Here is a 26,613-nt window from a genome sequence, read left to right on the forward strand (position 1 = left end):
GCTCCATCGATCGTCTCTGCCGGCGGCCCGTGCCCGGAAATGAAAAAGCCCCTCGCACAGGAGGGGACGCCGCGCCGATTCCGACCACACGCCCGTGGGCGGGTCGGGACTGATCAGCGCGGCTCACTAAGCAGAAGGCGTACGGCACGCATGGCGTCAGGGTACCGCAGCACCTGCGCGAGCCGCGACGGGCTTCTCTGCGACCTCAGTCATGGCCAACGGTTACTCCGCGTACCGCCAGCTATCGGGGCAACACAAATGCCGGACGACCTCTAGATAACGGCGAGATAACTCAAACCTCGTACTGGCTGGTATGCGTCGACCTAGAGTGCGGGCTGTGGGTCCACTGTGCCGAACCTTTCGGAGTCGCCCCCATGAACCCTCGAACCCCTCACAAACCGAACTCCCCTCGTTCACTTAGGAGTTCACTCACCACAGGCAGCAGCCGCCGCGCGAGAACGGGGGTGCTGAGCGCGGCGGTCCTGCTGCTCATACCCGTGGTCGTGGTCACAGGGAGCGACGCCTTCCGGGCCGCGCTCGACTTCACCACGGGTGTGCTGTCCCTGGTCTCCCTCACGGCGTCCGTCGTGTGGGGCCTGGTCGCGTCGGACCGCCTGTTCCTGACCTCCCGGCAGCGGCTGCTCTCCCAGGGCGTCCACCGGGCCACCGCGGTCGCCTCGCTGGGTTTCCTGCTGCTGCACGGCAGCGTGAAGGTGGCTCTCGCCCACGTCACGCTCATCGGGGCGCTGATCCCCTTCGGGATGGGCGTCACGGGCAGCAGCGGACTGATCGGCATCGGCGTGCTCGCCGGTCTCCTGATGGTGACCACGGGCATCACCGGCGCGCTGCGCAGTTCCATGGCCTCCCCTGCCGGACTCGCCGCGCGCTGGCGAGCGACCCACATGCTCGCCTACCCGGCCTGGTGCCTGGCCCTGATGCACGGCCTGTATGCGGGGCGGGCGCCCAAGACGTACGTGGTGGTCCTGTACTGCCTGTGCCTGATCGCGGTCGCCGGAGCGGTGGGTCTGCGGGCGGCGCCGCGGCCCGTCAAGGTCAAGGTCGCCGCACGGATCTTCGCCTTCCTGGACCCCGGCCCGCGCAGGGCCCGCGACATCGACCGCGGCACACCCCGAGACGTCGCCGCCGGGGCGCCCCGGGACGTGGCCGAGCAGCCGCTTCCCGCCACTGAGGCCCCGGCCCGTCCCTCGCCCGCCCCGGCCGGGGTCGGATTCGCGGCCGCCTACCGCGCAGTCTCCGCGACCCCGCGCGGCGAGGCACCCCTCTACACAGAGCCGCGGCAGACCACATACGTAGAGCCCACATACGTACAGCCCGCCCCTGTAGAGCCGACCTATGCAGAGCACTCCTACGGGGATCCGAGCGAGCCCGCGCCCACCCACCGCTGGCCCGCCCCGTCTCCCCCGCCCCCGGCCGAAGCCCCGCAGTCCGCGTACGACCCCAGGTACGACACGCCCTACGGAGGCGTTCCCTCCTACGACACCGCATACGGGAGCGGCGGCCCGTACGAGGAGAGGTACGGCGGCCAGTACGAAGCGAACGAGTCACCCACCGAACCGCTCCCCGGCCCCTTTCAGGCCCCTTCGTCGGGTGAGCCCTGGACCACGCCTTACGGAGGCACGCAGTGAACACGGCGCTGCCCGACGTCCCCGAAGTCCGCGTCGTCGGACTTCCCCAGCTCACGTCGGGGTTCGACCTCGTGGACCGGCTCGACCTCGACATGCACCTCAAGGTCCACGGCCCGCTGGAACCCATGCCGGGCGAAGCGCTCGCACAACTGGCCCAGGCCGTGTCGCTGCGCGGCCGGGGCGGCGCGGGCTTCCCCTTCGCCAAGAAGCTGCGCGCGGTCGCGGAGTCGGCGATCCGGCGCGGCGTACGCCCCGTGGTCGTCATCAACGGAAGCGAGGACGAGCCCGCCTGCCGCAAGGACACCGTGCTGATCAACCGGGCACCGCACCTGATCCTGGACGGCGCCCTCCTGGTCGCCGAGGCGCTCGGCGCGCGCACCCTCGTCGTGGGTGTGACCCGCGACTCCACGGAGGCCTCGATGCAGGCGGCCCTCGCCGAGCGCGGCCTGACGAACCGGCGTAACGCACCGCTACGCGCGCGCGTGCAGCGCAACCCCGTGCGCATGGTCACCGGCGAGTCCTCCGCACTGATCCGCTCCGCGGACGGCGGCCCGCCGATGCCGCCGGGCCGCAAGGTGCGCGCCTCCGACACGGGGGTGGGCGGCGCCCCCACGCTCCTGTCGAACGCGGAGACGTTCGCCCAGCTCGCCGTCGCCGCGCGCACGGGCCCGGAGCGCTACTGCCGCACCGGCCTGCACGACGAGCCCGGCACCGTCCTGCTGACGCTCTCCGGCGCCGTCGCCCGCCCCATGGTCCTGGAGGTCCCCTCCGGCGTCCCGCTGCGCTACGTCCTCCAGCTGGCGGGCGCTCCCCCGCTCCCCCAGGGCGTCCTCACGGGCGGCTATCACGGCAAGTGGCTGGACGGCGTCGGCGCGCAGGACGCCATCGTCTCCCGCGCCTCCCTGGAGGCGAGCGGCGGCGCTCTGGGCGCGGGCGCGATCCTGCCGATCGGCCCGGACACCTGCCCGCTCGGCGAATCCCTGAAGGTGGCGCAGTGGCTGGCCTCGGAGAGCGCGGGCCAGTGCGGACCGTGCTATCTGGGTCTCCCCGCGGCGGCGCGCGGCCTGGAGGACGTCCTGAACGGCGGCGGGCCCACCGCTCTGGAGGCGCTGCGCGAGGTGACCCGTGCGGTGAAGCGGCGCGGGGCGTGCAAGCACCCCGACGGTTCGGCGGCGTTCATCGAGTCGACGATCTCCGCGTTCACGGACGATCTCGCGGCGCATGTCCTGGGTTCCGGCTGCGGCAGGCCGGTGCGCGGGGTGCTGCCGCTGCACACGGAGGCGCCGGCGAACGCGGCGCCCAGCGGGAAGCGGCTCGCCGTCGACTGGACGCTGTGCCAGGGCCACGGGCTGTGCGCGGACATCGTGCCGGCGCTGATCCAGCTGGGTCCGGACGGCTTCCCCGCGGTCGCGGACGCGGCGGTGCCGCGCTACTCGGAGGCGAACGCCGTACGGGCCGTCCGGCGCTGTCCCGCGCTGGCCCTGCGTCTCGAGGAGGACGCGGCGGCGCTGCCTGCCGGGCCGGCGCTCCCGCCCGCACTTCCGCCGGGCCGCAGCCGCGCCCGCAGGTAGCCGCGGGCCGGGCGGACGATAGCCCCGGGGAACAGACGAAGGCGGGTCATCCGATCGGATGACCCGCCTTCGATTTCTGTGGAGCTAAGGAGAATTGAACTCCTGACCTCCTGCATGCCATGCAGGCGCTCTACCAACTGAGCTATAGCCCCGTGCTGTGTTCCGCCCGGTCTTCCTGTCGGTTTCCCCGGCGGCGACGCCAACATTACACGGTCACCCAGGTGCTCCACCAAATCGTTTCCCATCTGACCCGCTCTGTGCGGAAAGAGGACGGTTGTGGCCACTAGGGTCCCCTGACGTGACCGTGCTCGTCCTGCCCCGCACCCGCCGCCGTGTGCCCGCAGCCCTGGGCGTCTGCCTGCTCTCCTTCGTGAGCTTCTGGATCGCCCAGCGCGCCGCCCACGTCTCGATGATCGACCTGATGGTCTACAGAGCGGAGGGCGCGACCGTCAGAGCCGGGAGCGACCTGTACGCGCTGCGCACGACGCACGCCCGGCTGCCGACCACGTATCCGCCGTTCGCTGCGCTGCTGTTCACGCCGCTGACGCTCCTGGACGTCGCCACCATGCAGGCCGCGGCGACCGTCACGAACCTCGCTCTGCTGGTCGCCTTCGTATATCTCTCCCTGCGGCTCGTCGGGCGCCACGCGCGCGTGGAGCACGCTCTGTGGGTGGCGGCGGGCGCCGTGTGGTGCGAGCCGGTGTGGACGACGCTGCGCTACGGGCAGGTCAATCTGTTGCTGGCCGTGCTGGTCCTGTGGGATCTGACGCGGCGGCCGGGGCACCGCTGGGCGGGCGTCGGCATCGGAGCGGCGGCGGCGATCAAGCTGACGCCGGCGCTGTTCGTCGTCTTCCTGCTGTGCACCGGGATCACGCTGGCGGCGACCGGGAGGGGCAGCTGGCGGCCGTGGGTGCGGCACGCGTGCGTGGCGGGGTGCGCGTTCACCGCCGCCACGGCCCTGGCCGCCGTGGTCCTGCCCCATGACTCACGCCGTTTCTGGACCCGGATGGTCTTCGAGGCGAGCCGGGTGGGTCACGCCGAGGACACCGCGAACCAGTCGCTGCGCGGCGTCCTCGCCCGGCTCCTGCACACCGGCGACCCGAGCCCGTGGTGGGTGCCGGCCGCCGCCGTGACGGGCGCGGTGGGCCTCACGGTCGCCGTCGTGGCGGCGGTGCGGGGCCGGCGGGCCGAGGCCGTGGTGGCGTGCGCGACGACGGCGCTGCTGGTGAGCCCGGTCTCCTGGTCGCATCACTGGGTGTGGTGCGTGCCGCTGGTCCTCCTGGTGTGGGAGTCGGGCCGCCGCCGCACCGCCGCGCTCATGGCAGTGCCGTTCTGCTCGTACACACTGTGGTGGGTCCCGCACGGCCGCAGCAGGCCCGAACTCCAGCAGAGCGGCGAGCAGTTGCTGCTGACAGCCCTCTACGTAGGAGTGGCATGCGCCTTCTTGGCGTACTGCGGGGTCAGGCTGTGGCGAACGAGTAGAACCGCTTGAGGGTGCAGTGCTCGTCGAGGAGTCGGCCGTAGATCGGCTCGCCCTCCAGTTCCCGATACGTCTCGATCGGGTCGCCCTTTATGATCAGCGCCCGCGCGCACTCCTCGCACCAGTACTGGTAGTCCGGGTTGACCGGCTCCATGTCGCGCACGATGGGCGTACCACCGCCGCACCAGTCGCACTTCCGCCTGTGTGACCCCATGTTGATCAGCTCAGCTCCAGCTGTGGCCGCAGGCCGTGCACACGTACGAGATCCCGCCGTTGTCACCCAGCATCTGGGCGACGTGGAAGGAGCCGCAGGACGGACAGGTGAGGGGAACATCCATGACAAGGGGGACAGCACCGGAGGAAGGGGACGGAGACGGGAACTCGGCAGGTGACACGGTTACGCCGAGGAGGCGGTCGGCCTCCTCGATGATGCTCAAGGGCATCGTGCACTCCCTCCCGTCGGGCCGTCTTCGTCGGTCGGACGCAGCCCCCTTCCGGCCGTCCGATTCTGCCACGGCCGGAGCAATACGGTCAGCGACGCCGGCGTACCAGTCCGGACACGGCACCCAAGACAGCCGCCCCGGCCAGCGCATACGCGCATATCAAGAGCGCATTCGCAGAGGTATACGCCCCCGAGGCCCCGGACGACTCAAGGCGGTCGAGGAAAAACGCGCCGCGAAGGAGAGGTATCGCGGAGAGGATCCGCAGGACGGTCCGGCCGACGCCGGGGACGCGCAGTACCCGGCAGGAGCAGGGCCGCCCCATCCACGGGTGGGCGTGGCGTACGCAACGGAGAAGCAGACGGATCGGGCAACGAAAAATCCCGCCCCTGACGGGACGGGATCTTCGATTCCTGTGGAGCTAAGGAGAATTGAACTCCTGACCTCCTGCATGCCATGCAGGCGCTCTACCAACTGAGCTATAGCCCCGTGCTGTGTTCTTCTCCCCGGTTGTTTTCCCGGCGGCCCGAACAAGAAGAACTTTAGCTTGCGACCTGCCCGAAAGTGAAATCCGGTCCCCGCGGCCCACGGGGACCGGTTCAGTCGTCGTCGCCGAGGACCGGCTCGGGCAGCGTGCCCGCGTTGTGCTCGAGCAGCCGCCAGCCGCGCGCGCCCTCGCCGAGGACGGACCAGCAGCAGTTCGACAGCCCGCCGAGTCCCTCCCAGTGCTGGGACTCCAGACCCAGGAGGCGACCGATGGTGGTGCGGATGGTGCCGCCGTGGCTGACCACGACGAGCAGGCCGCTCTCCGGCAGCTTGTCCGCGTGCCGCAGCACGACGGGCGCCGCCCGGTCGGCGACCTCGGTCTCCAGTTCACCGCCGCCGCGGCGCACCGGCTCGCCGCGCTTCCACGCGGCGTACTGCTCGCCGTACCGCGCGATGATCTCGTCGTGCGTGAGGCCCTGCCACTCGCCGGCGTACGTCTCGCGCAGACCCTCGTCGTACGTGACGTCGAGGCCGGTGAGAGCGGCCAGCTCAGCGGCGGTGGCGGCGGCCCGCCTGAGGTCGGAGGCGACGATGGCGTCCGGCTTCAGCGAGGCGAGCAGCCGGGCGGCGCGGCGGGCCTGGGCGCCGCCGGCCTCGGTCAGCTCGATGTCCGTGGTGCCCTGGAAGCGGCGCTCCAGGTTCCAGGACGTCTGGCCGTGCCGCCACAGGACGACGCGGCGGCCCCGGGGGGAGCCGCTGGTCAAAGCACCTCACCGCCGAGTTCGCGCATCTCCTCCGCTTCGGCCGCGGCCTGCTCGCGCTGGGAGTGCTCCGCGCCCTTGCCACGGGTGGCCTTGGCGTCGGCGGGCAGCTCCAGCTCGGGGCAGTCCTTCCACAGGCGCTCCAGGGCGTAGAAGACACGCTCCTCGCTGTGCTGGACGTGGACGACGATGTCGACGTAGTCGAGCAGGATCCAGCGGGCGTCGCGGTCGCCCTCGCGGCGGACCGGCTTGGTGCCGAGCTGCTTGTTCAGCTGCTCCTCGATCTCGTCGACGATCGACTTGACCTGGCGGTCGTTGGGCGCGGAGGCCAGCAGGAAGGCGTCCGTGATGGACAGCACGTCGCTGACGTCGTAGGCGATGATGTCGTGCGCGAGCTTGTCCGCGGCCGCCTGTGCGGCGACAGTGATGAGCTCGAGGGAACGGTCAGTGGCGGTCACTACAAGGCTTTCCGTCGGCGGTCAGATCCCCCGGGATATGGCTGACGGGGGTACCTCAAGGGTCTCACGGTCCACCGGCCGGCCTTACGGCATTCCCGACGGCCCCGGCCCGCAGGGGTTGCGGGGCCGCCGGGAGGGTCACTTGCCGGTGTAGTCCTGGCCGAGGACGACGGACACGTCCGCGTTCGCGGCGGCCTCGGTCTTCTTCACGGCCGAGGTCGGCAGGCCGAGCGTCTTGGCGACCTCGACGGCGTCGTCCTTGCGGGCGTCGTCGCCGTAGGTGACCTGGGAGGCGGCCACGGAGGTGCCGGTGCCGCCCTCGACGAAGGTGTAGCCGCCGTTGACCAGGGCGACGCGGGCCTTCTCGGTGCGGGCCTTGTCCCCGGTGGCGTTCTTGACGGCGATGCGCAGCGAGTCACCCTTGGCGGGAGCCTTCACGGTGCCGCCGAGGACGTCCTTCACGACGGAGTTCGCGGCCGACTCGGAGAGGGCGCCGTTCTGCTGGACCGGCAGCACGGCGGTCTTGTAGTCGCCCTCCTTGGCGTGGTCGGCGAGCTTGGCGAGGAAGGCGCCGAGGTCCTTCTCGGTCAGCGACGGGTCGAGGATCTGGGCGAGCGTCTGCACGGTGGTCGTCGCGGCCTGCGGGTCGGACGACAGCTTGCGCAGTACGCCCTGCATGACCTGCCCGAACCGCATGAGCTGCGCCGTCTCGGCCTCGCCCTTGCCCTGGTAGGTGGCGTAGGCGACGGCCATCGGGCCGGAGAGGGTCTGGGCCTCGCCCTTGTGGACGAGGGTGGTGCCCTTCTTGGCCGGGTCGGGCACGTCGGTGTTCGTGGACAGCTCGATGTTGCCGACGAGTTCGACGAGGTTGTTGAGGTAGGGGGTGTCGAGGCGCCAGGTGCCCTCGACGTCCGTGCCGAGGAGGGTGTCGATGGCGCCGCTGGTGCCGGAGGAGCCGTCGTCGTCGACGGACTTGCCGAGCGTGGTGGCGGAGCCGTCGTCGCCGCTCAGGGCAAGGGAGTTGGGCAGCAGGACGGTGGTGCCCTGCTTCGTCGTGGCGTTGTTGACGAGCAGCGCCGAGGAGGTGCCGCCGCCCTTGGTGTTGTGCAGGTGGACGACGATGACGTCGCGGTTCTGCGGGCCGGTCGCCGCCGCGCCGCCGGTCTTCGCGTCGCCCTTGGAGAGGAACGGCAGCTTGTTCGCGTACCAGAGGTAGCCGACGCCGCCGACCAGGCACAGGGCGAGGACGACGACGAGGGCGACGACCCGGTTGCGGCCGCGCCGTCTGGCTTCCTCGCGCCGCTCACTGCGGGACTCGGTGAACGCCAGCCAGTCGATGACGTCTTCGGAGTTCTCGTCCGGCTCCTCCACGAAGGAGAACTGCTCGGTGTGGTACTCCCGGTCGTCCGGTTCCTGCGGCGCACGCCGGTCCTGCCGCCCCTGCCCGTCGGGCTCCTGCGGCGGCGCCTGCTGCGGGATGTAGGCGGTGGCCTGCTCGGTCTGCCGCGACGCATGCTGAGCCTGCTGGCCCTGGTGCGCCTGCTGTGCCTGGTGGGACTGCTGTGCCTGGTGGGACTGCTGAGCCTGCTGGTCCTGGTACTGCTGCTGCGGGACCCGTGCCTGCTGCCCCGTCCCCGCGGCCTGCCCGTACGGGTCGTAGCCGCCGGCGCCGTACGGATCGTAGGGCTGAGCGGGCTGCTGCTGCGGCGGAGCCGGCGGTACCGGCTGCTGCTGCCCGGTCGCGTACGGGTCGTAGCCGTACCCGTACGCCGAACCGGACGCGTTGTTCTCGTACGACGGCGCCTGCTGGACCTGCCGGTACACCGGTTGGCCGTACTCGTCGTAGCCGACCAGCTCGTACGCGTCGTTGCGCTGGTCGTAACCGTCGTAGCGGTCGTTCACCGATGCCCCTCTCGGCGGTGCAGGGTCATTCGCCTCGGTACAGCCGGCGTTTGTCGATGTAGCGCACCACACCGTCCGGCACCATGTACCAGATGGGGTCCCCCTTGGCCACCCTGTCCCGGCAGTCCGTGGACGAGATCGCGAGTGCCGGCACCTCGACGAGCGAGACACCGCCCTCGGGGAGGCCCGGGTCGGTGAGCGGATGACCGGGCCGGGTGACGCCGATGAAGTGTGCCAGGGAGAAGAGCTCTTCGGTGTATCGCCAGGTCAGGATCTGACCCAGGGCGTCGGCGCCCGTGATGAAGAAGAGGTCCGTCTCCGGGTTGAGCGCGCGCAGATCGCGCAGCGTGTCCGTGGTGTACGTCGGACCGCCGCGGTCGAGGTCGATCCGGCTCACGGAGAACTGCGGGTTCTCGGCGGTCGCGATGACCGTCATGAGATAGCGGTCCTCGGCCGGCGAGACCTGCTTGTCGCTCTTCTGCCACGGCTCCCCGGTCGGCACGAAGACCACCTCGTCGAGGTGGAACTGCGCGGCGACCTCACTGGCCGCCACCAGATGTCCGTGGTGGATCGGGTCGAACGTTCCGCCCATGACGCCGAGGCGCCGCTTGGCGGGCGAGTCCCACTCGCGATCCGGGCCGCCGGCCGGGCTGTTGACCGGGCCGGTAGGCATGTCCTGCGCTCCCATGCGTGCAGAGCCTACTGGCCCGATCCGAGTGCTCGGTGCCCCGGCTCAGCGGTCGCGGTTGAAGCGGGTCACGATCCACAGCATGAGAATCAGGATGACGAAGGCGGCACCGCCCGTCATGAGGGGGCTGATGCTCTCGTGGTTGCCGCCGTGCTCGCCGCCCTCGGCAGCGAGAGTGGCCAGCTGGGCAACGGGGCTGTGGAGGCTCATCTTCAGCAGGACCTATCCGGTGTGGGATCGGGATAAAGACTTCTGACCCATCGTAAGCGGGAGCCCTCACGGCGCTCACGGCGACTCTGCCGTACGGGCCACGGACACCCTCGTACGGTCGCAGGGACGAGTCGCGGAAACCGGTGTCAGTCGTCGCGCTTGTAGCCGCGCAGCAGGAACCAGGCCATGAAGACGGCGCCCAGGATGGCGACGACCAGCACGATGCGCAGGAGTGCGCCGGGGCCCTGGTCGGACGCGGCGGCAGAGACGATGTGCCCGAGTCCGGCGGCGTCGGTGTGGTGATCCATGACGGTTCGCTCCTTCTGTGTGCTGCCCCGTCACGGTATCTCCGCCTACTGTGGATCCAGCCTTGGGGGCACAACCGAGCGACAACCGAGCTACATCGACATGCCATCGACATGGGGGGCCGCATGCCCGACGTACCGAACGAGCAGCACGAGAACGTACCCAGCAGGCAGCGCCGGAGCTTTCCGGGGATCTCCTCACGGGCGTACGAACACCCCGCGGACCGCTCGGCCCTGGTGGCGCTGCGCAAGCTCACCGGGTTCGACACCGTCTTCAAGGCACTGAGCGGTTTGCTTCCTGAGCGCAGCCTGCGCCTGCTCTTCCTGTCGGACTCCGTGCGCGTGTCGGACGAGCAGTTCGCGCACCTGAACGCGATGCTGCGGGACGCCTGTCAGATCCTGGACCTGGAGAAGGTCCCGCCGATGTACGTCAATCAGGACCCGCAGCCGAACGCGATGTGCATCGGCCTCGACGAGCCGATCATCGTCGTCACCACCGGTCTGGTGGAGCTGCTCGACGAGGAGGAGATGCGGGCGGTCGTCGGCCACGAGGTGGGCCACGCGCTGTCCGGGCACTCCGTCTACCGGACGATACTGCTCTTCCTGACCAGCCTCGCGCTGCGCGTGGCGTGGATCCCGCTCGGCAACCTCGCGATCATGGCGATCGTGACGGCGCTGCGCGAGTGGTTCCGCAAGTCCGAACTCTCCGCGGACCGCGCCGGGTTGCTGGTCGGCCAGGACCTTCAGTCCTCCATGCGCGGCCTGATGAAGATCGCGGGCGGCAACCACCTGCACGAGATGAACGTGGACGCGTTCCTCAAGCAGGCCGAGGAGTACGAGGCCGGGGGCGATCTGCGCGACTCGGTCCTGAAGATCCTGAACGTGATGCCGCGCTCCCACCCGTTCACGACGGTGCGTGCCGCGGAGCTGAAGAAGTGGGCCGAGTCCCGGGACTTCCAGCGGCTGATGGACGGGCACTACCCGCGCCGCACCGAGGACAAGGAGACCAAGGTGACCGACTCGTTCCGGGAGTCGGCCGCGCACTACTCGGACCACGTGAAGAACTCGAAGGACCCGCTGATGAAGCTGGTCAGCGACATCGCGGGCGGCGCGGGTGACCTCGGCGGCCGGGTCCGCCGCGGCTTCGGCAACTTCGGGAACGGGAACGGGACCGGAGGCGGCGGGGGCAACACCGGCAACCACGGCACCCAGGACGACACCGGGAGCTGACCGGTCCCCGTACCCGCATCGGACGAAGGGTCGGACGGGCCGGGCGCGGAGTCAGACGGCCGGCTGGGCGCTCGGTGCGAGCGCGCCGCACAGCGCGGTCGCACTGCCCGTCGCGTACGGGTCGGTGCCCGCCGGTCCGTCCTTCTTCGCCGTCTGGCCCGCCAGCAGCGGGTGCAGATGCTCGGCCAGGTCCGCGGAGCAGGAGAGCGGGCCCGCCTGGACGTAGGACACGAGCACCTCGGCCTGGTGGTTGCGCAGGTCCTCGCGGTCGAAGCGGAAGTGCAGCTCGCGGCGGACCGTGAACAGGGAGGCCCGCGCGGTGTCGATGGCACCCGCGGGCCGCAGCGCGTACACGAAGGTGTGGTCGGAGGTCACCTCGAGGGTGTCCGTGTCGGTCTCGGCCGCGTGCAGCGTCCCCCGGACGCGGATGTGCGGGTCGGCGAGCTCGGCCTGCGCCGGGTCGAAGCGGACGAGCCAGCCGGTCGCCGCGTGCCGCCCGTCCGCGACCGGCCTCTCGAAGCTCTGGTCGAACTGGTCGAGCTGGCGCGGGTCGACGAGCATGCGTACGGGCCGCACCGCTCCCCCGGTGAGCACGTCCGGATCGAGCGAGGAGTCGACGAGATAGTCCTTGGCGGTGGTCAGGGCGGTGACGACCTGACTGTCGGAGAAGTGCGCGGTGCGCCGGATGTCGGACGGCAGCGCGATGCCGTCGGCGGCGGTCCCAAACTGCGCGGCCGGGCTGTGCTCGTACAGGTCGTCGGCGGAGACGGAGCCGGGGACCGCCGCGCCCGGGGCGAGCGGGATCACGGTCATCCGCAGCGGTTCGGTGTGCCGGGCCGCGGGGGCCGTGCGGTACGGGCTGCGGACGCCCATGTAGATCGCGGTGCCGAAGGCGATGACGATCAGGGCGACGAGTATGACGGCCTGCCTGGTCAGACCGCGGCGCAGCGCGGGCGTGCGGCGCACGGCGGGGGCGTGGTCGGTGATCCGCTCCTGGGCGGAGAACTCCTGGAGCCGGGCAGCCCGGACGAACGACTCGTCGAACACGACGGATCGGTATTCGTCCTCGCTGCCGCCACCGACGGGACCACCTTCCGGCGTGCCCTCCGGTGGGTCTCCTGGCCCGTCCATACCTTCAGGTTAGGTCTTCGGGCCCGCCAGTAAACGCCCTGGTGCACGACAACTTCCGCGGGTCCGGCGCCCGGCCGCTCAGGGGGACCGCGGGACCGCCGAAACCGCAGGCTGGGAGTAGTCGGCGGAGGCGGAGGGCGGGCCCGGGAGGCTCTTCTCCAGTTCCGTCGTGGCGGGTGGCGGGACCTGGTCCTGGCGGCCGGCCGAGGCGCCCCGGTAGACGGCCGTGAAGGCGAGGGCGACCATGCCGACGCCCATGAGCAGGGCGAGCGCCCAGGCGACGGGCCTGCGCCAGCGGACCATGCCCGCGTGCGGGCCGCCCCTGCCGTCCTGCTCCAGGCCCTCCTCGTACAGGCCGTCGGCGTCGTCCGGCACCCGGCCGAATCCGGCCGCGCCGTCCAGCCCGTAGCCGTCGCCGTCCTCGTAGAAGTCGTCGTCCGGTCCGCGGCGCGTGCGTGCCCTGCGGGACTCGGCCTCCTGGGCCTCGGCGCGCGCCTGGGCCGCGGCGAGCAGCCGCTCGACCGCGGTGGGCTCATGGACCTCGGCGGCCTTCACGAAGTCCTCGTCGAAGACCACGGAGGCGAACTCTTCGTCCCAGCCCCCGCGGTCGTGGTCGTCGTCGGGCTCCCAGCCGTCCGGGAACGGCGCGCCCCCCACGTCCTCCGGCACCCGTCCAGAGTAGACCTGAGGGGTCAATTTGGGCAGACGGTAAGGGAATTCACCTCACACATCACTGCTTAACGGGTGTGACCGTCGCCGGTGACGATGTACTTGGTGCTCGTCAGCTCAGGGAGGCCCATGGGGCCGCGGGCGTGCAGTTTCTGGGTGGAGATGCCGATCTCGGCGCCGAAGCCGAACTGGCCGCCGTCGGTGAACCGGGTCGAGGCGTTGACCGCGACGGTCGTGGAGTCCACGAGCTGGGTGAAGCGGCGGGCGGCCTGCTGGGAGGTGGTGACGATGGCCTCGGTGTGCCCGGAGGACCACAGGCGGATGTGCTCGACGGCCTTGTCGAGGTCGTCGACGACGGCTGCCGCGATGTCGTACGAGAGGTACTCGGTCTCCCAGTCGTCGTGGGTCGCCTCGACGACGGTGGCCTTGGAGCGGTCCGCGTAGGCGAGGATCCGCGGGTCGGCGTGGACGGTGACGCCCGCGTCGGCGAGCGCGTCCAGGGCGCGCGGCACGAACGCGTCGGCGATGTCCTGGTGGACGAGGAGCGTCTCGGCGGCGTTGCAGACCGAGGGGCGCTGCGCCTTGGAGTTGACGAGGATGTCGACGGCCATGTCGAGGTCGGCGTGGGCGTCGACGTAGACGTGGCAGTTGCCGGTACCCGTCTCGATGACGGGCACGATCGAGTTCTCCACGACGTTCTTGATGAGGGAGGCACCGCCGCGCGGGATCAGGACGTCGACGAGGCCGCGGGCGCGCATGAGTTCGGTGACGGAGTCGCGGCTGTCACCGGGCACGAGTTGGATGGCGTCGGCGGGCAGCCCGCTGCCGCCGACGGCGTCGCGGAGCACGCGCACGAGTGCGGTGTTCGAGGCGTACGCGGAGGAACTGCCGCGCAGGAGCACGGCGTTGCCGGACTTGAGGCAGAGGGCCGCGGCGTCGACCGTCACGTTCGGACGGGCCTCGTAGATGATGCCGACGACGCCGAGGGGTACGCGGACCTGGCGCAGGTCGATCCCGTTCGGGAGGGTGTTGCCGCGGACGACCGTGCCGACCGGGTCGGGCAGGGCGATGACGTCGCGCACGTCGGAGGCGATGGCGCGGACCCGCTCGGGGGTCAGGGTCAGCCGGTCGATGATCGACTCGCTGGTGCCTGCCTCGCGGGCGCGGGCGATGTCCTCGGCGTTGGCCTCGACGATCTCCGCGGTGCGCACTTCGAGGGCGTCGGCGATCGCCGCCAGTGCGTCGTCCTTCTCCGCGCGCGGCAGCGGGGCGAGGTCGTTGGCGGCGGCGCGGGCGCGGTAGGCGGCCCGGGTGACCGGGGTCATCGAGTCGTACGGGTTGAGCGAAGGCGACGTCATGCTCCGCAGGGTAACGGGGGACGGGTGGGCGTCCAGATCCTGTTCCGGGAGGTGAGACATGGCCGAAAAGGGGCAGGCCGGCGCAGGTGGGCCGTTTGAAACGGGCTCATACCTGGAAGGGGTGCACGCTCGGCGGGGTGCGCCTGGACCGGATGCCCGTCTAGAACGGGTGTACACCCACCGGGGTCGCGGGGAGCGGACCGTAGCCTTCCGCGATGCGCTGGTGGTAGGTCTGCCGGTCGATGACCTCCAGGCCCACGATCTCCCAGGGCGGCAGCTGCGACGTCTGGCGGTGCTCGCCCCACAGCCGCAGGGCCACGGCGGCGGCGTCGTGCAGGTCGCGGGCCTCTTCCCAGTAGCGGATCTCCGCGTGGTCGACCGCGTAGCGGCTGGTCAGGAGAAAGGGGTGGTCGTGCGCGAGCTGTTCGAGGCCTCGGCGCACCTCGGCGATGGGGGCGTCGGCGCCCGAGACGCTGAGCGTGATGTGCCAGAGGCGGGGGCCCTCTTCGGCCATCCCTCCGTCGGACCCAGCGTCGCCCGCGGTCTCCCGCTCGTACGTGTCCCCGGCGGCCACGCTCATCAGTGCTCGCTCCGCCGACCCTCGGGGCGTCGCCCCCGGGCGCACTCGTCTCACGACGGCCTCCTTTGCGCAATGGTCGTGCGGAACCGCTCTGCATGGACTGCTTGAACTACCTGCATCAAGAGTTGAGCAGGACACGAGACGTCGTGGGGCGGTTTTACGGAAGGTCCCCCGCTGGTGGCAGGCTTTCGGCCTTTTACACGACTGTTTCGAAGGCGGACGGACGCGGATCACGCCCGGAGGAGGACCAGATCGTCCCTGTGTACGACTTCTCGTTCGTAGGCGGGGCCGAGATCGCGGGCGAGCTCCCGGGTGGAGCGGCCGATCAGCTGAGGGATCTCCTTGGCGTCGAAGTTGACCAGACCGCGGGCGACCGCCCGGCCGTTCTCGTCACGCAGTTCGACCGGGTCGCCCGCGCTGAAGTCGCCCTCCACGGCGGCGATCCCGGCGGGCAGCAGCGAGGTGCGCCGCTCGACCACGGCCCGTACGGCACCGTCGTCGAGGGTGAGGGAGCCCTGCGGGGTGGACGCGTGCTGGAGCCAGAGCAGCCGGTCGGCGCTGCGCCGGCCCGTGCGGTCGAAGTACGTGCCGGTGTCGCGGCCGGCCAGGGCGTCGGCCGCGTGGCTGGCGCTGGTGAGGACGACGGGGATGCCGGCCGCCGCGGCGATCGAGGCGGCCTCGACCTTGGTGACCATGCCGCCGGTACCGACGCCCGCCTTACCGGCGCTGCCGATCTTGACGTGGGCGATGTCGGCGGGGCCGCGCACCTCGGCGATGCGGGAGGCGCCGGGCTTGCTGGGGTCGCCGTCGTAGAGGCCGTCGACGTCGGAGAGGAGGACGAGCAGGTCCGCGTGGACGAGATGGGCTACGAGGGCGGCCAGCCGGTCGTTGTCGCCGAAGCGGATTTCGTCGGTGGCGACGGTGTCGTTCTCGTTGACGACGGGGAGAGCGCCCATGGCGAGGAGCTGGTCGACGGTGCGCGAGGCGTTGCGGTGGTGGGCGCGGCGGGCCATGTCGTCGCTGGTGAGAAGGATCTGGCCGACGCGGACGCCGTAGCGGGCGAAGGAGGCGGTGTAGCGCGCCACCAGGAGTCCCTGTCCCACGCTGGCCGCGGCCTGCTGGCGGGCGAGGTCCTTGGGGCGGCGGGTCAGGCCGAGCGGGGCGAGTCCGGCGGCGATGGCGCCGGAGGAGACGAGGACGATCTCCTTCTCCCCGCGGCCGTCGCGCCCGTGGTGCTTCGCCAGTACGTCCACGAGAGCGTCGACGCGGTCCGCGTCCAGGCCCCCCGCGGCCGTGGTGAGCGATGACGATCCGACCTTGACCACGATCCTGCGCGCTTCCGCCACGCTCTGCCGTGCCGCACGTGTTGCCCCTGACATGCTCCGCAATCTACGTGAAGTGACCATGCGGACGCTCCGGGGTTTCGAGGAGCGGACGATTCCCCGGACGGCCGAACCCCTGACGGGAATTTGGTCCTTCAGGTTCCATGTCCTTTGCCCCTTTTTCAGGTGACTGCCGTCACGGAGGATTGCTTGGGGGCCTTCAGAAGTCATACGGTCAGTGGTCAGCCTTTACTGAGGTGGCCCACCCCCCACGGTCGCGACCCTCACTGATCCCCCCTATTACTGCCCCAGGAGCCCAGCCCGTGCCCTCCGCCGGACTTGCCCCGCGCCGCGTCGTGCAGCTCTCAGCGCTGCTCGCGATGTTCGCGCTCTATGCGGCCCAGCTCGTCAGCGCGTCCCTGCCCTATGTTCCGGTGTTCGTCGCCGCGAGCGCGGCCGGGATCGCTCTCGACACCTACCTGCAGTACAAGCAGCCGGGCCTCCTGTCCCTCCTGGCCAAGGTGCGTTTCGACGTCACCGTGCGACAGCTGCTGCGCGACATGCTGATCCTGGTCGGCCTGCTGCGCATCGACGGCATCGAACCGATGGGCGAGCAGGCCCCACTCCTGTTCGCGCTCCTGGCCGTGTACGTGCTGCACTTCGGCTGCCAGGCCGCGGCGGTCCTGGTGCGCCGCACCCGTACGCTGCCGATCCTCACCCGCAACATCGACGCCTCGGCGCTGCGGCTGTCCGCGGCCCCGCCGCGCATCCTGGCCCGCCGCTCCAGCCACCGCATGCTGGCCTTCTCGATCCCGGCCACCGCGGGCCTGCTGCTGACGGCCGCCACGACCCACGCGTTCTGGGGCGGTATCGGTATCGGCCTCTCGATCGTCCTGTTCGGCGGCGGCATGCTCTACCTGGCCACGTGGCTGCTGCCCAAGAAGCGGGCGCTGAACGAGGCGAAGGTCATGGCGTGGCTGGACAACTGGCTGGCGGAGTACGAGCCGACCGTCGCCATGTACTTCTCCGGCGGCACGACCTCCGCGTACCAGGCGAACATGTGGCTCTCCACCCTCGCCGACGCGGACGGCAAGCCGCTGATCGTGCTGCGTGAGCGCTTCATGGTGAACAAGATCGACGCCACCGACGTGCCGATCATCTGCTTCCCGAAGGTCGCCTCGATGTTCTCCCTGGAGAACTCGACGCTGAAGATGATGCTCCACCCGGCGAACGCGGCGAAGACCTCGCAGGTGCTGCGCATCCCGACGGTCAAGCACGCGTTCATCAACCACGGCGAGTCCGACAAGCTCTCGTCCTGCAACCCGTACGCGAAGGCGTACGACGAGGTGTGGGTGGCGGGCCCCGCGGCCCGCGACCGCTACCAGCTGGCCGACGTCGGCGTCGAGGACAAGGACGTCGTCGAGGTGGGCCGCCCGCAGCTGTCCCCCATCAAGGTCGCCTCGGGCCCGGCCGGCGGTGACTTCACGACCGTCCTGTACGCCCCCACGTGGGAGGGCTGGGACGGCAACCCCGGCAACACCTCCGTGATCCTGGCCGGCGAGAACATCGTGCGGCACCTGCTCGCCGACGACCGGGTGCGGCTGATCTACAAGCCGCACCCGATGACCGGTTCGCAGGTCCCGGCCGCGGGCGCCGCCAATGAGCGCATCATGGCGATGATCCGCGAGGCCAACACGCGCCGCTCCGGTCCCCGCCCCGGCCCCGAGGCCGCCGCCGAGCTGGCCCGCCGCGCCGAGGCGCTCGACAAGCTGACCTCCACCTCGTTCCGCACCAGCGCCGACGAGATGGAGAAGATGCTGCTGCAGGGCAGGCCCGACGGTGGCCGGGCGGCTGCCGTGGCCGAGGCGACGGCGGCGTGGGAGGAGGCGTACTGGGCCTCGTTCCCCGAGTGGGAGCACCGGATCGTCACCGAGGCCCGGCCCGCGATCTTCGGCTGCTTCAACCAGGCCGACGTACTGGTCTCCGATGTCTCCTCGGTCGTCTCCGACTGGCTGGCCAGCGAGAAGCCGTACGCCGTCGCCAATACCTCGGGCCTCACGGAGGCGGAGTTCCGCACCGGCTTCCCGACAGTGGGCGCCGCGACGATCCTGGCGCCCGACGCGGACGGCGTGCCCGGGCTTCTCGCGGCCGTGCGCGGCGAGAGCGACGATGTGTACGCCGAGGCGCGTCTGGAGCTCAAGGAGCACCTCCTGGGCCCCTCGGACCCGCCGTCCATCGACCGCTTCAACGCGGCCGTGCGCGCCCTGTGCGCCCGCGCCGACGAGCGCCGGGTGCGGATGGCCGCGCGCGGCGACGCGGAGATCCCCGCGCAGCGTGAGGACTCCGTGGAGGAGCAGGTGGCCCAGGCGCAGGCGGCGGAGGCCGCCCCGGAGTCGGAGGACGCCGTCAACGCGTAGCGCCTGCGGCGCGCGAGCGTGCGGAAGGGGCCCGGGAGGATGTCCTCCCGGGCCCCTTCTGCATGAGCACGATCCGAAGCCGAAGCGGCGCGGCCCTGCATGAGCACGATCCGACGCCGTGCGGTCCTGCATGAGCACGATCCGACGCCGTGCGGTCCTGCATGAGCACGATCCGACGCGGCGCGGCCCCGCATGCGCACGATCCGACGCGGCGCGGCCCCGCATGCGCACGATCCGACGCGGCGCGGCCCCGCATGAGCACGATCCGACGCGGCGCGGCCCCGCATGAGCACGATCCGACGCGGCGCGGCCCTGCATGCGCACGATCCGACGCGGCGCTGCCCGGACCGGGCCAGTGTGGCCCGGACCTGCGCTTTTCGCGTTTAGAAGGGCTTGAAGTCGTCGTACTCCTGGTCCGCCTCGTCCCGCTCCGCCTGCTTGTCGCGGCGGCGCTGGGCGGCCGGACGCGGCTCATCCATACGGTGGTCCTCGCCACGGCGGCCGAGCATCTCGGCGCCCGCCATCATGGTGGGCTCCCAGTCGAAGACGACCGCGTTCTCCTCGGGGCCGATGGCGACGCCGTCGCCGCTGCGGGCGCCCGCCTTCATCAGCTTGTCCTCGACACCGAGGCGGCTGAGCCGGTCGGCGAGGTAGCCGACGGCCTCGTCGTTGTTGAAGTCGGTCTGGCGCACCCAGCGCTCCGGCTTCTCACCGCGCACCCGGAACAGCGGCTCGCCCTCGGCGTCCTCGCGGACGACGGTGAAGCCGGAGTCGTCCACGGCCTTCGGGCGGATGACGATACGGGTCGCCTCCTCCTTCGGCTTCGCGGCGCGGGCGGTGCCCACCAGCTCGGCCAGCGCGAACGACAACTCCTTGAGGCCCTTGTGGGCGACGGCCGACACCTCGAAGACGCGGTAGCCGCGCTCCTCCAGGTCGGGGCGGACCATCTCGGCGAGGTCCTGACCGTCGGGCACGTCGATCTTGTTGAGGACGATGATCTTCGGCCGGTTCTCCAGGCCCGCGCCGTACTCCCGCAGCTCGGCCTCGATGATGTCGAGGTCGGAGACGGGGTCGCGGTCGGACTCCAGGGTCGCCGTGTCGAGCACGTGCACGAGGACCGAGCAGCGCTCGACGTGGCGCAGGAACTCCAGGCCCAGGCCCTTGCCCTGGCTGGCGCCCGGGATCAGACCGGGGACGTCGGCGATCGTGTAGACCGTGGCGCCGGCGGTGACGACGCCGAGGTTCGGGACCAGGGTCGTGAAGGGGTAGTCGGCGATCTTCGGCTTGGCGGCCGAGAGCACCGAGATGAGCGAGGACTTTCCTGCGCTCGGGTAGCCCACCAGAGCGACGTCGGCGACCGTCTTCAGCTCCAGGACGACGTCGCGCAGGTCGCCGGGGACGCCGAGGAGGGCGAAGCCGGGGGCCTTGCGGCGGGCCGAGGCCAGGGCCGCGTTGCCGAGGCCGCCGCGGCCGCCCTGGGCGGCGATGAAGGTCGTGCCCTCGCCGACGAGGTCCGCCAGGACGTTGCCCTGCTTGTCGAGGACTACCGTGCCGTCGGGGACGGGCAGGACCAGGTCCTCGCCGTCCTTGCCGGAGCGGTTGCCGCCCTCGCCGGGCTTGCCCGCGGTGGCCTTGCGGTGCGGGGAGTGGTGGTAGTCGAGGAGCGTCGTCACCGACTGGTCGACGACCAGGATGACGTCGCCGCCACGGCCGCCGTTGCCGCCGTCCGGGCCGCCGAGCGGCTTGAACTTCTCACGGTGGACGGAGGCACAGCCGTGGCCCCCGCTACCCGCGGCGACATGCAGTTCGACGCGGTCCACGAAGGTGGTCATTGGTCAGTGCCTCCAGAAACTTACGGAAATTGCTGCTGCGTGCTGTATGGGCGTGCTGCATCCATACACAACACGCGAAAGGCGGACCCGCTTCCCCAGGGGGAAGTGAGGTCCGCCTCGCGAAAAAGAACTGGTCAGAACGCCTTTCAGGCGGCGACCGGAACGATGTTCACGACCTTGCGGCCACGGTGGGTACCGAACTCCACCGCACCGGCGTCGAGCGCGAACAGCGTGTCGTCCTTGCCACGACCCACACCGTTGCCGGGGTGGAAGTGGGTGCCGCGCTGGCGGACCAGGATCTCACCGGCGTTGACGGTCTGACCGCCGAAGCGCTTCACGCCGAGCCGCTGAGCATTGGAGTCGCGCCCGTTCCGAGTGGACGATGCGCCCTTCTTGTGTGCCATGTCTCAGTCCCTACCCTTACTTCGCAGCCGCGGGGATCTCAGTGACCTTGATCGCCGTGTACTGCTGGCGGTGGCCCTGACGACGGCGGTAGCCGGTCTTGTTCTTGTAGCGAAGGATGTCGATCTTCGCGCCCTTGTGGTGGTCCACGACCTCGGCCTGGACCTTGATCCCGGCCAGCACCCACGGGTCGCTGGTCACGGCGTCGCCGTCGACAACGAGCAGCGTAGAGAGCTCTACGGTGTCGCCAACCTTGGCGGTGGGAAGCTTGTCAACCTCAACGATGTCGTCGACAGCAACCTTGTGCTGACGACCACCGCTGCGCACGATGGCGTACACGGATCTCTCTTTCGCTCGGAACGGGACCCCCGCAGTCCAGCCGCACGAGACGGCCTCTCCAGGCGATCCCAGAGGGTACGCCCGGAGGAAAAAGGTTTACGGGAGTGAGGCGTATCGATGGACACGCCGACGGTCAAGGTTACGGGTCTGCCCTGAGCAGGGTCAAACCGGCCCCCGGCCGACTGCCTCAGGCCGTCTTGACCTCACCGTCCTGCGGCAGGACCTTGACGCCCTTGCACAGATTCGTGTCGTCGTTCGTCCCCGGGTACGCGACGTTCCACACCTTGGTGAAGTGGGTGCGGTACGTGTCGTGCACGGAGTCGTCGTCGATCTTGACGTACGCCTCGTCGTTCTCGCGCAGCGCCGGGCCCGAGGCGTTCTGCGAGCCGGTGAACGTGATCTTGTTGCGGGCGCCGTCGTACATGCCGTCGATCGCTACGTACTTGGTGTGGATGATGTACGGCGTCGCGAGCTTGGTGCCCGGGTTCAGCGGGTCCCGGTCGTCGTTGTAGCAGCGCGCGGGCGGGGCGCCCGTGGCGTTCATCGACTTCCAGGTGCCGGCGTCGGCGGAGGCGTACTCGATGCTGACCGTGCAGCCGGCCTTCTTCAGCGCGACGAGCTTGTCGGCGATGGCCTGCCGGGTGATCTGGAAGATCGCGGCGCGCACGATGGTGCTGCGCTTCACACCGGTGGCGTCCTTGTAGGTGCAGGAGACGTTGTTCAGCACCGAGTACAGGGTGTCCGTGGAGTTGGTCGTGCCGGCCCGCGGGAAGAAGTACGCCTTGTAGTGGCCGTTGGTGACCGTGCGGTAGTCCCAGTCCTTCCACAGCTTGGCGGCCATGTCGTCGAAGTAGTCCGCGTACGCCCCGTACAGGACCCGGTTGTTCGGCAGCTGGAGGGCGTCGTTGAAGAACTTGGTGCTGGCGGACGGCGTCGAGTTCGACGTGGTCTGCACGACGACGTTCGTGGCGCCCTGGACGGCCGAGAACAGCCAGAACTTGTTGTGCATGATCGACTTGCCGAACCTGGGATCGCCCAGGCAGGACTTGTCGGTGGGGCACAGCGTCACGTACGACGGGCTCAGCGTGCTGGTGCCCAGGGCCGCCTTCAGCTGCGCGTACACCGGGTTGGTGGGGCGGTCCTTCACGCTGGAGGAGTCGAGGACGACCTGCACGTTCACGCCGCGGTTCTTGGCGGCCACGAGCGCGTCGGAGATCGTCGTCTCCCACACGTGGTAGACGGCGACCTTGATGTACGAGCCGGGCAGCGCCGCGTTCGTCAGCTCGACCAGGCGGGTGCGGATCGCGTACTGCTGCGCCGTGGTGCCCAGGGGATCGTTGAAGAGGGGTCCCTCGGTCCAGGTGGGAACGTCTGCGGCTGTCGCGGAGCCCGCGGAGAGGCCCGCCTGCAATCCGGCCGCCGAGAGCACGGTGGCCAGCGCCACCGCCCGGCGTCCGGCCCTTGCCGGCTTCCCGGCACGGTGCCGTCCGGTGCCTCCGTTGCGCACGTGCGTCATTGCGACCCCTCCCCTGGCACGAGCACGCGTCTCCCCAACGCGCGCCCCTGCGTTCACTCCTATGACCGGATGAGTTTTGCAGGCGGCGGGCCGGGCTCCAAGAGGCGGGGGCGGATCGAGCGCGCATCGAGACCCGAGGGGCCCCTGCAGCCGGAGGTACGACAAAGCCCCCGCACAGCGCGGTGCTGTGCGGGGGCGTCGCCTGCCCGGTCTCCCGGGCGGTGCCTCAGGCCTCGTCGGCCGCGGCCGAGACCGACGGAGCCGACTGCTGCTCGGCCGCCGCGGTCTTCTTCGCGGTCGCCTTCTTGGCGGGCGCCTTCGCCGCCTTCTTGGCCGTCGTCTTCTTCGCTGCCGTCTTCTTGGCCGCGGTCTTCTTGGTGGCGGCCTTCTTCGCCGTCGCCTTCTTGGCCGTCTTGCGGGCCGTCTTCTTGGCGGCGGGCGCCTCCTCGGCGACCTCCGCCTCGGAGGACTCGGCCTCGGCCTTCGGGGCCTCCTCCGTGGCCGACGGGACGACCAGGACGGCCGCCTCCTCGGACGTGGCGGGGGCCGTCGCCTTGCGCACGGCGCGGCGGCGCGGGCGGGCCGGAGCCGCGGACGGCTCGGACTCGGCCGGCTCGGACTTCGGCGCCTCGGCCACGACGGTCTCCGGCTCCGCGGCCTTGACGGGCTCGCTGACGGTCACCTCGGCGGCCTCCTGGGAGGACGCCTTCGGGGAGCCGGCGGGCGCGCTGGCCTTACGGGTGGCCCGGCGACGCGTCCGCGGCGCGGGAGTCTCCTCCTGCACGGGCGCGGGCTCGGGCTCCTTCGGGGCCTCCGCCTCGACGACCGGCTCCAGCTCGGGCTCGGGCTCGGGCGCCGGGGCGGGCGCGGGGGCCTCCTGGGCCACCGGCTCCTTCGGCGCACCGGTCGGGGCCGACGCGCGGCGCGTGGCACGGCGGCGCGAACGGCCACCACGGCTCGCCGCGGCCTCCGCCTCGGCGGCGCTGGAGTACAGCTCCTCGTCCGGGTTGAAGTCCGGCTCGGGCAGCGCCACGGGAGCGGCGGCCTCCGCGGCGACCTCGGACTCGGACTCGGACTCCGTGCCGGTGTACGCGGCCTCGTGCTCGTGCTGGTCGGCCCCGCCGCCACCACGGCGCTTCTTGCGCTTGCCGCCGCCACCGTTCGACGTGGGCTGCTCCATGTGGACGATGACGCCGCGTCCGTTGCAGTGCACGCAGGTCTCGGAGAAGGACTCCAGGAGGCCCTGGCCGACACGCTTACGGGTCATCTGGACCAGGCCGAGCGAGGTGACCTCGGCGACCTGGTGCTTGGTGCGGTCGCGGCCCAGGCATTCGAGCATCCGCCGCAGGACCAGGTCCCGGTTGGACTCCAGGACCATGTCGATGAAGTCGATGACGACGATGCCGCCCAGGTCGCGCAGGCGCAGCTGGCGCACGATCTCCTCGGCCGCTTCGAGGTTGTTCCTCGTCACGGTCTCTTCGAGGTTGCCGCCCTGGCCGGTGAACTTACCGGTGTTGACGTCGATGACGATCATGGCCTCGGTCTTGTCGATCACCAGGGAGCCGCCGGAGGGCAGCCACACCTTGCGGTCGAGCGCCTTGGCGAGCTGCTCGTCGATCCGGTACGTCGCGAAGACGTCGACCTCGCTGGTCCACCGCGTCAGGCGGTCGGCCAGGTCGGGCGCCACGTGGTTGACGTAGCCGTGGATGGTCTCCCACGCCTCGTCACCGCTGACGACGACCTTGGAGAAGTCCTCGTTGAAGATGTCGCGCACGACGCGGACGGTCATGTCCGGCTCGCCGTACAGCAGGCTCGGCGACGACGTCGAGATCTGCTTGGACTTCTTCTGGATGTCCTCCCACTGGCCCTGCAGACGCTCTACGTCGCGGCGCAGCTCGTCCTCGCTCGCGCCCTCGGCGGCGGTGCGCACAATGACGCCCGCGTCCTCGGGAACGATCTTCTTGAGGATGGTCTTCAGGCGCGCCCGCTCGGTGTCCGGGAGCTTGCGGCTGATGCCGGTCATCGAGCCCTCGGGCACGTAGACCAGGTAGCGGCCGGGCAGCGAGATCTGGCTGGTGAGGCGGGCCCCCTTGTGGCCGATCGGGTCCTTGGTGACCTGGACGAGCACGGACTGGCCCGACTTGAGGGCGGTCTCGATGCGGCGCGGCCCGTTGGCCATGCCGAGCGCCTCGAAGTTGACCTCACCGGCGTAGAGCACCGCGTTGCGGCCCTTGCCGATGTCGATGAAGGCGGCCTCCATCGACGGCAGCACGTTCTGGACCTTGCCCAGGTAGACGTTGCCGACGTAGGAGGTGGCCTGCTCCTTGTTGACGTAGTGCTCGACGAGGATGTCGTCCTCGAGCACGCCGATCTGGGTGCGCTCGCCGTTCTGGCGGACGACCATCACGCGCTCGACGGCCTCGCGACGCGCCAGGAACTCGGCCTCGGTGATGATCGGGACGCGGCGGCGGCCCTGCTCGCGGCCTTCACGGCGGCGCTGCTTCTTGGCCTCCAGACGCGTGGAGCCCTTGATGGACTGCACCTCGTCCGAGGAGGTCGACGAGCGCTCACGCTCGGCGAAGCTGTCCTTCTTGCGGGGCTCGCGGACCTTGACGACCGTGCGCTCCGGGTCGTCGGCCCCGGTCTGCTCGCTCTCGGGAGCCGAGTCACCGGCGCGGCGCCGGCGGCGACGGCGACGGCGGCTGCTGCTCGACCCGGACCCGCTGTCGTCACGCTCGTCGCGCTCGTCGTGGTCGTGGCGCCCGGCGCGCTCGTCGTCCTGGGCGTCGTCCTCGGTGTCCTGCTCGGCGTCGGCCTCGTCGGACGCGTCCTGCTCGTGCTCGGCGTCGGCGTCGGAGTCGGCGGACTCGCCGCGGCGACGGCGGCGGCCACCGCGGCGACGGCGACGGGCCGGACGGTCACCGTTCTCGTCGTGGTCGTCGGACTGCTCGGCGGACTCGTCCTGGTCCGCGGGCTCCTCGGCCTCGGCCTCCACGGCGGTGTCCGCCGTCTCGGTGACGGCCTCGGGCTCGGCGGGCTGCTCGGCGGCGACCGGCTGCTCGTCGGCGGCGCGCTTGCGGCGGCGGTTGCGGCGCGGGGCCGGCTCCTCCTCGGCGACGACGGCGGCGGGCTCCGGCTCGGCCGCGGCGGGCTTCTCCTCGGCGGCCTCGGCCGCGGCAGCGGCGGCGGCGCGCTCCGGCGTCTGGAACATCGGCTCGGTGAAGACGGGCGCCTGGAAGACGGCGACGGACGGCCGCTTCGGACGGCCTCCCGCACTCTCGCCCTCGTCGGACCGGCCGGCCCGGGCGGCGGCCCGCTGGGCCTTCGGCTCGGCGAAGCCGCCCGCGGCCTTACGGGTGGCGCGGCGACGGCGGCGCGGCGACGCGTCCTCGGCGTCGGCGGTGTCGGCCTGCTCCGGCTGCGCCTCGGCGGGCGCGGCGGGGGCCTCTGCGGCGGGCTCGGCGGCCTGTGCCTCGGGGGCGGCGACGGCGCGGGTGGCGCGGCGGCGGTTGCGGCGCGGGGCGGCCTCCTCGGCCGGCTCCTCGACGGCGGCGGGCTCCTGAGGCACGGCGACGGCCTGCGGCTCCTCGGCCACGGGGGCTTCGGCAGCGGGGGCCTCGGCAGCGTCCTGCTCGGCGGCGGGCGCGGCAGCGGTACGGGTGGCGCGGCGACGGCGGCGCGGCGCGGGCTCCTCGGCGGCCTCCGGCGCGGCGGCCTGCTCGGTCGGCTCGGCCTGCTCGGCGACGGGCTCGGACACGGCGCGGGTGGCACGGCGGCGGGACGGCGCGGGTGCCTCGGCGGCGGCCTCGGGCTCGGCGGCCTGCTCGGCGGCCTGCTCGGCGGAGGGCGCGGAGACGGCGCGGGTGGCAC

The 26,613-nt window shown here is 71.1% G+C and carries 23 protein-coding genes and 2 tRNA genes; 5 read left to right on the forward strand and 20 right to left on the reverse strand.

From position 1 onward, the window contains the following. The first annotated feature begins 464 nt into the window (after positions 1-464). Entirely contained in the window at positions 465-1,646 is a 1,182-nt protein-coding gene (locus ABD366_RS33865) for a ferric reductase-like transmembrane domain-containing protein (protein ID WP_324772200.1), read from the forward strand. After that, positions 1,643-3,217 (forward strand): NADH-ubiquinone oxidoreductase-F iron-sulfur binding region domain-containing protein, encoded by a 1,575-nt coding sequence (locus ABD366_RS33870; protein ID WP_324772199.1) that lies wholly within the window; start codon positions 1,643-1,645, stop codon positions 3,215-3,217. Before ABD366_RS33865 ends, ABD366_RS33870 begins: the two co-directional genes overlap by 4 nt. A gap of 79 nt (positions 3,218-3,296) precedes the next feature. Here the strand turns inward: ABD366_RS33870 and ABD366_RS33875 are convergent. Then, positions 3,297-3,369 (reverse strand) — tRNA-Ala (locus tag ABD366_RS33875). Between the two features lie 146 nt (positions 3,370-3,515). Here ABD366_RS33875 and ABD366_RS33880 point away from each other — a divergent pair. Continuing rightward, positions 3,516-4,709 (forward strand): glycosyltransferase 87 family protein, encoded by a 1,194-nt coding sequence (locus ABD366_RS33880; RefSeq protein WP_324772198.1) that lies wholly within the window; start codon positions 3,516-3,518, stop codon positions 4,707-4,709. On the opposite strand, the gene ABD366_RS33885 is transcribed toward ABD366_RS33880, so the two are convergent. From ABD366_RS33885 to ABD366_RS33925, 9 genes are all read right to left on the reverse strand, one after another. Next, positions 4,678-4,911 carry a hypothetical protein gene (locus tag ABD366_RS33885; protein ID WP_324772197.1) on the reverse strand — a complete coding sequence of 78 codons (234 nt, stop codon included), beginning with the start codon at positions 4,909-4,911 and terminating at the stop codon, positions 4,678-4,680. The two genes, ABD366_RS33880 and ABD366_RS33885, sit on opposite strands and share 32 nt — an antisense overlap. A gap of 10 nt (positions 4,912-4,921) precedes the next feature. Continuing rightward, positions 4,922-5,140, reverse strand: coding sequence for a hypothetical protein (locus tag ABD366_RS33890; RefSeq protein WP_324772196.1), 219 nt, complete (start codon positions 5,138-5,140; stop codon positions 4,922-4,924). Between the two features lie 413 nt (positions 5,141-5,553). Next, positions 5,554-5,626, reverse strand: a tRNA-Ala gene (locus ABD366_RS33895). Between the two features lie 110 nt (positions 5,627-5,736). Continuing rightward, positions 5,737-6,387 carry a histidine phosphatase family protein gene (locus ABD366_RS33900; RefSeq protein ID WP_324772195.1) on the reverse strand — a complete coding sequence of 217 codons (651 nt, stop codon included), beginning with the start codon at positions 6,385-6,387 and terminating at the stop codon, positions 5,737-5,739. Beyond that, a complete protein-coding gene (rsfS, locus tag ABD366_RS33905; RefSeq protein ID WP_324772194.1) occupies positions 6,384-6,842 on the reverse strand; it encodes a ribosome silencing factor in 459 nt (152 codons plus the stop codon). Before rsfS ends, ABD366_RS33900 begins: the two co-directional genes overlap by 4 nt. A gap of 138 nt (positions 6,843-6,980) precedes the next feature. Next, on the reverse strand, positions 6,981-8,744 hold the full coding sequence (locus tag ABD366_RS33910; RefSeq protein WP_324772193.1) for an LCP family protein: 1,764 nt from the start codon (positions 8,742-8,744) through the stop codon (positions 6,981-6,983). A 25-nt stretch (positions 8,745-8,769) separates the two neighbouring features. Beyond that, positions 8,770-9,432, reverse strand: coding sequence for a nicotinate-nucleotide adenylyltransferase (nadD, locus tag ABD366_RS33915; protein ID WP_324772192.1), 663 nt, complete (start codon positions 9,430-9,432; stop codon positions 8,770-8,772). Positions 9,433-9,477: 45 nt separating this feature from the next. After that, the gene (locus ABD366_RS33920) at positions 9,478-9,642 is read right to left on the reverse strand and encodes a hypothetical protein (RefSeq protein ID WP_324772191.1); all 165 of its coding nucleotides are present in this window, start codon (positions 9,640-9,642) and stop codon (positions 9,478-9,480) included. A gap of 146 nt (positions 9,643-9,788) precedes the next feature. Continuing rightward, positions 9,789-9,950 carry a hypothetical protein gene (locus tag ABD366_RS33925; RefSeq protein WP_324772190.1) on the reverse strand — a complete coding sequence of 54 codons (162 nt, stop codon included), beginning with the start codon at positions 9,948-9,950 and terminating at the stop codon, positions 9,789-9,791. A 123-nt stretch (positions 9,951-10,073) separates the two neighbouring features. On the opposite strand from ABD366_RS33925, the gene ABD366_RS33930 reads away from it, so the two are divergent. Next, entirely contained in the window at positions 10,074-11,177 is a 1,104-nt protein-coding gene (locus ABD366_RS33930; RefSeq protein WP_324772188.1) for a M48 family metallopeptidase, read from the forward strand. A 51-nt stretch (positions 11,178-11,228) separates the two neighbouring features. Here the strand turns inward: ABD366_RS33930 and ABD366_RS33935 are convergent, their stop codons facing one another. From ABD366_RS33935 to proB, 5 genes are all read right to left on the reverse strand, one after another. Further along, a complete protein-coding gene (locus ABD366_RS33935; protein WP_324772187.1) occupies positions 11,229-12,308 on the reverse strand; it encodes an SCO2583 family membrane protein in 1,080 nt (359 codons plus the stop codon). A 78-nt stretch (positions 12,309-12,386) separates the two neighbouring features. Next, entirely contained in the window at positions 12,387-12,977 is a 591-nt protein-coding gene (locus tag ABD366_RS33940; protein WP_458860724.1) for an SCO2584 family spore wall biosynthesis protein, read from the reverse strand. Between the two features lie 68 nt (positions 12,978-13,045). Then, positions 13,046-14,335: a glutamate-5-semialdehyde dehydrogenase gene (locus tag ABD366_RS33945; protein ID WP_324772185.1), complete on the reverse strand. Its 1,290-nt coding sequence runs from the start codon at positions 14,333-14,335 to the stop codon at positions 13,046-13,048. Positions 14,336-14,495: 160 nt separating this feature from the next. Next, positions 14,496-14,969 (reverse strand): hypothetical protein, encoded by a 474-nt coding sequence (locus ABD366_RS33950; RefSeq protein ID WP_324772184.1) that lies wholly within the window; start codon positions 14,967-14,969, stop codon positions 14,496-14,498. A 176-nt stretch (positions 14,970-15,145) separates the two neighbouring features. Next, the gene (gene proB, locus ABD366_RS33955; protein ID WP_324772183.1) at positions 15,146-16,294 is read right to left on the reverse strand and encodes a glutamate 5-kinase; all 1,149 of its coding nucleotides are present in this window, start codon (positions 16,292-16,294) and stop codon (positions 15,146-15,148) included. 266 nt (positions 16,295-16,560) lie between these two features. Here proB and ABD366_RS33960 point away from each other — a divergent pair, with 266 nt between their 5' ends. Next, entirely contained in the window at positions 16,561-18,654 is a 2,094-nt protein-coding gene (locus ABD366_RS33960) for a hypothetical protein (protein WP_324772182.1), read from the forward strand. A gap of 383 nt (positions 18,655-19,037) precedes the next feature. Here ABD366_RS33960 and obgE read toward each other — a convergent pair whose 3' ends face one another. The 5 genes from obgE to ABD366_RS33985 form a co-directional block, all read right to left on the reverse strand. Continuing rightward, positions 19,038-20,486 carry a GTPase ObgE gene (gene obgE / locus ABD366_RS33965; RefSeq protein WP_324772181.1) on the reverse strand — a complete coding sequence of 483 codons (1,449 nt, stop codon included), beginning with the start codon at positions 20,484-20,486 and terminating at the stop codon, positions 19,038-19,040. Positions 20,487-20,632: 146 nt separating this feature from the next. Continuing rightward, a complete protein-coding gene (gene rpmA, locus ABD366_RS33970) occupies positions 20,633-20,890 on the reverse strand; it encodes a 50S ribosomal protein L27 (protein WP_026245994.1) in 258 nt (85 codons plus the stop codon). A gap of 16 nt (positions 20,891-20,906) precedes the next feature. After that, positions 20,907-21,227 carry a 50S ribosomal protein L21 gene (gene rplU / locus ABD366_RS33975; RefSeq protein WP_324772180.1) on the reverse strand — a complete coding sequence of 107 codons (321 nt, stop codon included), beginning with the start codon at positions 21,225-21,227 and terminating at the stop codon, positions 20,907-20,909. 187 nt (positions 21,228-21,414) lie between these two features. Beyond that, positions 21,415-22,743, reverse strand: a complete 1,329-nt coding sequence (locus ABD366_RS33980) for a phospholipase D-like domain-containing protein (protein ID WP_324772179.1) — start codon at positions 22,741-22,743, stop codon at positions 21,415-21,417. 226 nt (positions 22,744-22,969) lie between these two features. After that, positions 22,970-26,613: Rne/Rng family ribonuclease (locus ABD366_RS33985; protein ID WP_344443055.1), on the reverse strand; the 3,644-nt coding region annotated here is incomplete at its 5' end.

Source organism: Streptomyces kunmingensis (genome assembly GCF_039533535.1).
Lineage (GTDB): Bacteria > Actinomycetota > Actinomycetes > Streptomycetales > Streptomycetaceae > Streptomyces > Streptomyces kunmingensis.

What these genes read in the sequence shown, in the direction of transcription:
- ABD366_RS33885 (WP_324772197.1), bottom strand. Translation starts at nt 4,911, where the DNA reads ATGGGGTCACACAGGCGGAAGTGCGACTGGTGCGGCGGTGGTACGCCC.
- ABD366_RS33890 (WP_324772196.1), bottom strand. Translation starts at nt 5,140, where the DNA reads ATGCCCTTGAGCATCATCGAGGAGGCCGACCGCCTCCTCGGCGTAACC.
- nadD (WP_324772192.1), bottom strand. Translation starts at nt 9,432, where the DNA reads ATGGGAGCGCAGGACATGCCTACCGGCCCGGTCAACAGCCCGGCCGGC.
- ABD366_RS33920 (WP_324772191.1), bottom strand. Translation starts at nt 9,642, where the DNA reads ATGAGCCTCCACAGCCCCGTTGCCCAGCTGGCCACTCTCGCTGCCGAG.
- ABD366_RS33925 (WP_324772190.1), bottom strand. Translation starts at nt 9,950, where the DNA reads ATGGATCACCACACCGACGCCGCCGGACTCGGGCACATCGTCTCTGCC.
- ABD366_RS33930 (WP_324772188.1), top strand. Translation starts at nt 10,074, where the DNA reads ATGCCCGACGTACCGAACGAGCAGCACGAGAACGTACCCAGCAGGCAG.
- ABD366_RS33935 (WP_324772187.1), bottom strand. Translation starts at nt 12,308, where the DNA reads ATGGACGGGCCAGGAGACCCACCGGAGGGCACGCCGGAAGGTGGTCCC.
- ABD366_RS33945 (WP_324772185.1), bottom strand. Translation starts at nt 14,335, where the DNA reads ATGACGTCGCCTTCGCTCAACCCGTACGACTCGATGACCCCGGTCACC.
- proB (WP_324772183.1), bottom strand. Translation starts at nt 16,294, where the DNA reads ATGTCAGGGGCAACACGTGCGGCACGGCAGAGCGTGGCGGAAGCGCGC.
- obgE (WP_324772181.1), bottom strand. Translation starts at nt 20,486, where the DNA reads ATGACCACCTTCGTGGACCGCGTCGAACTGCATGTCGCCGCGGGTAGC.
- rpmA (WP_026245994.1), bottom strand. Translation starts at nt 20,890, where the DNA reads ATGGCACACAAGAAGGGCGCATCGTCCACTCGGAACGGGCGCGACTCC.
- ABD366_RS33980 (WP_324772179.1), bottom strand. Translation starts at nt 22,743, where the DNA reads ATGACGCACGTGCGCAACGGAGGCACCGGACGGCACCGTGCCGGGAAG.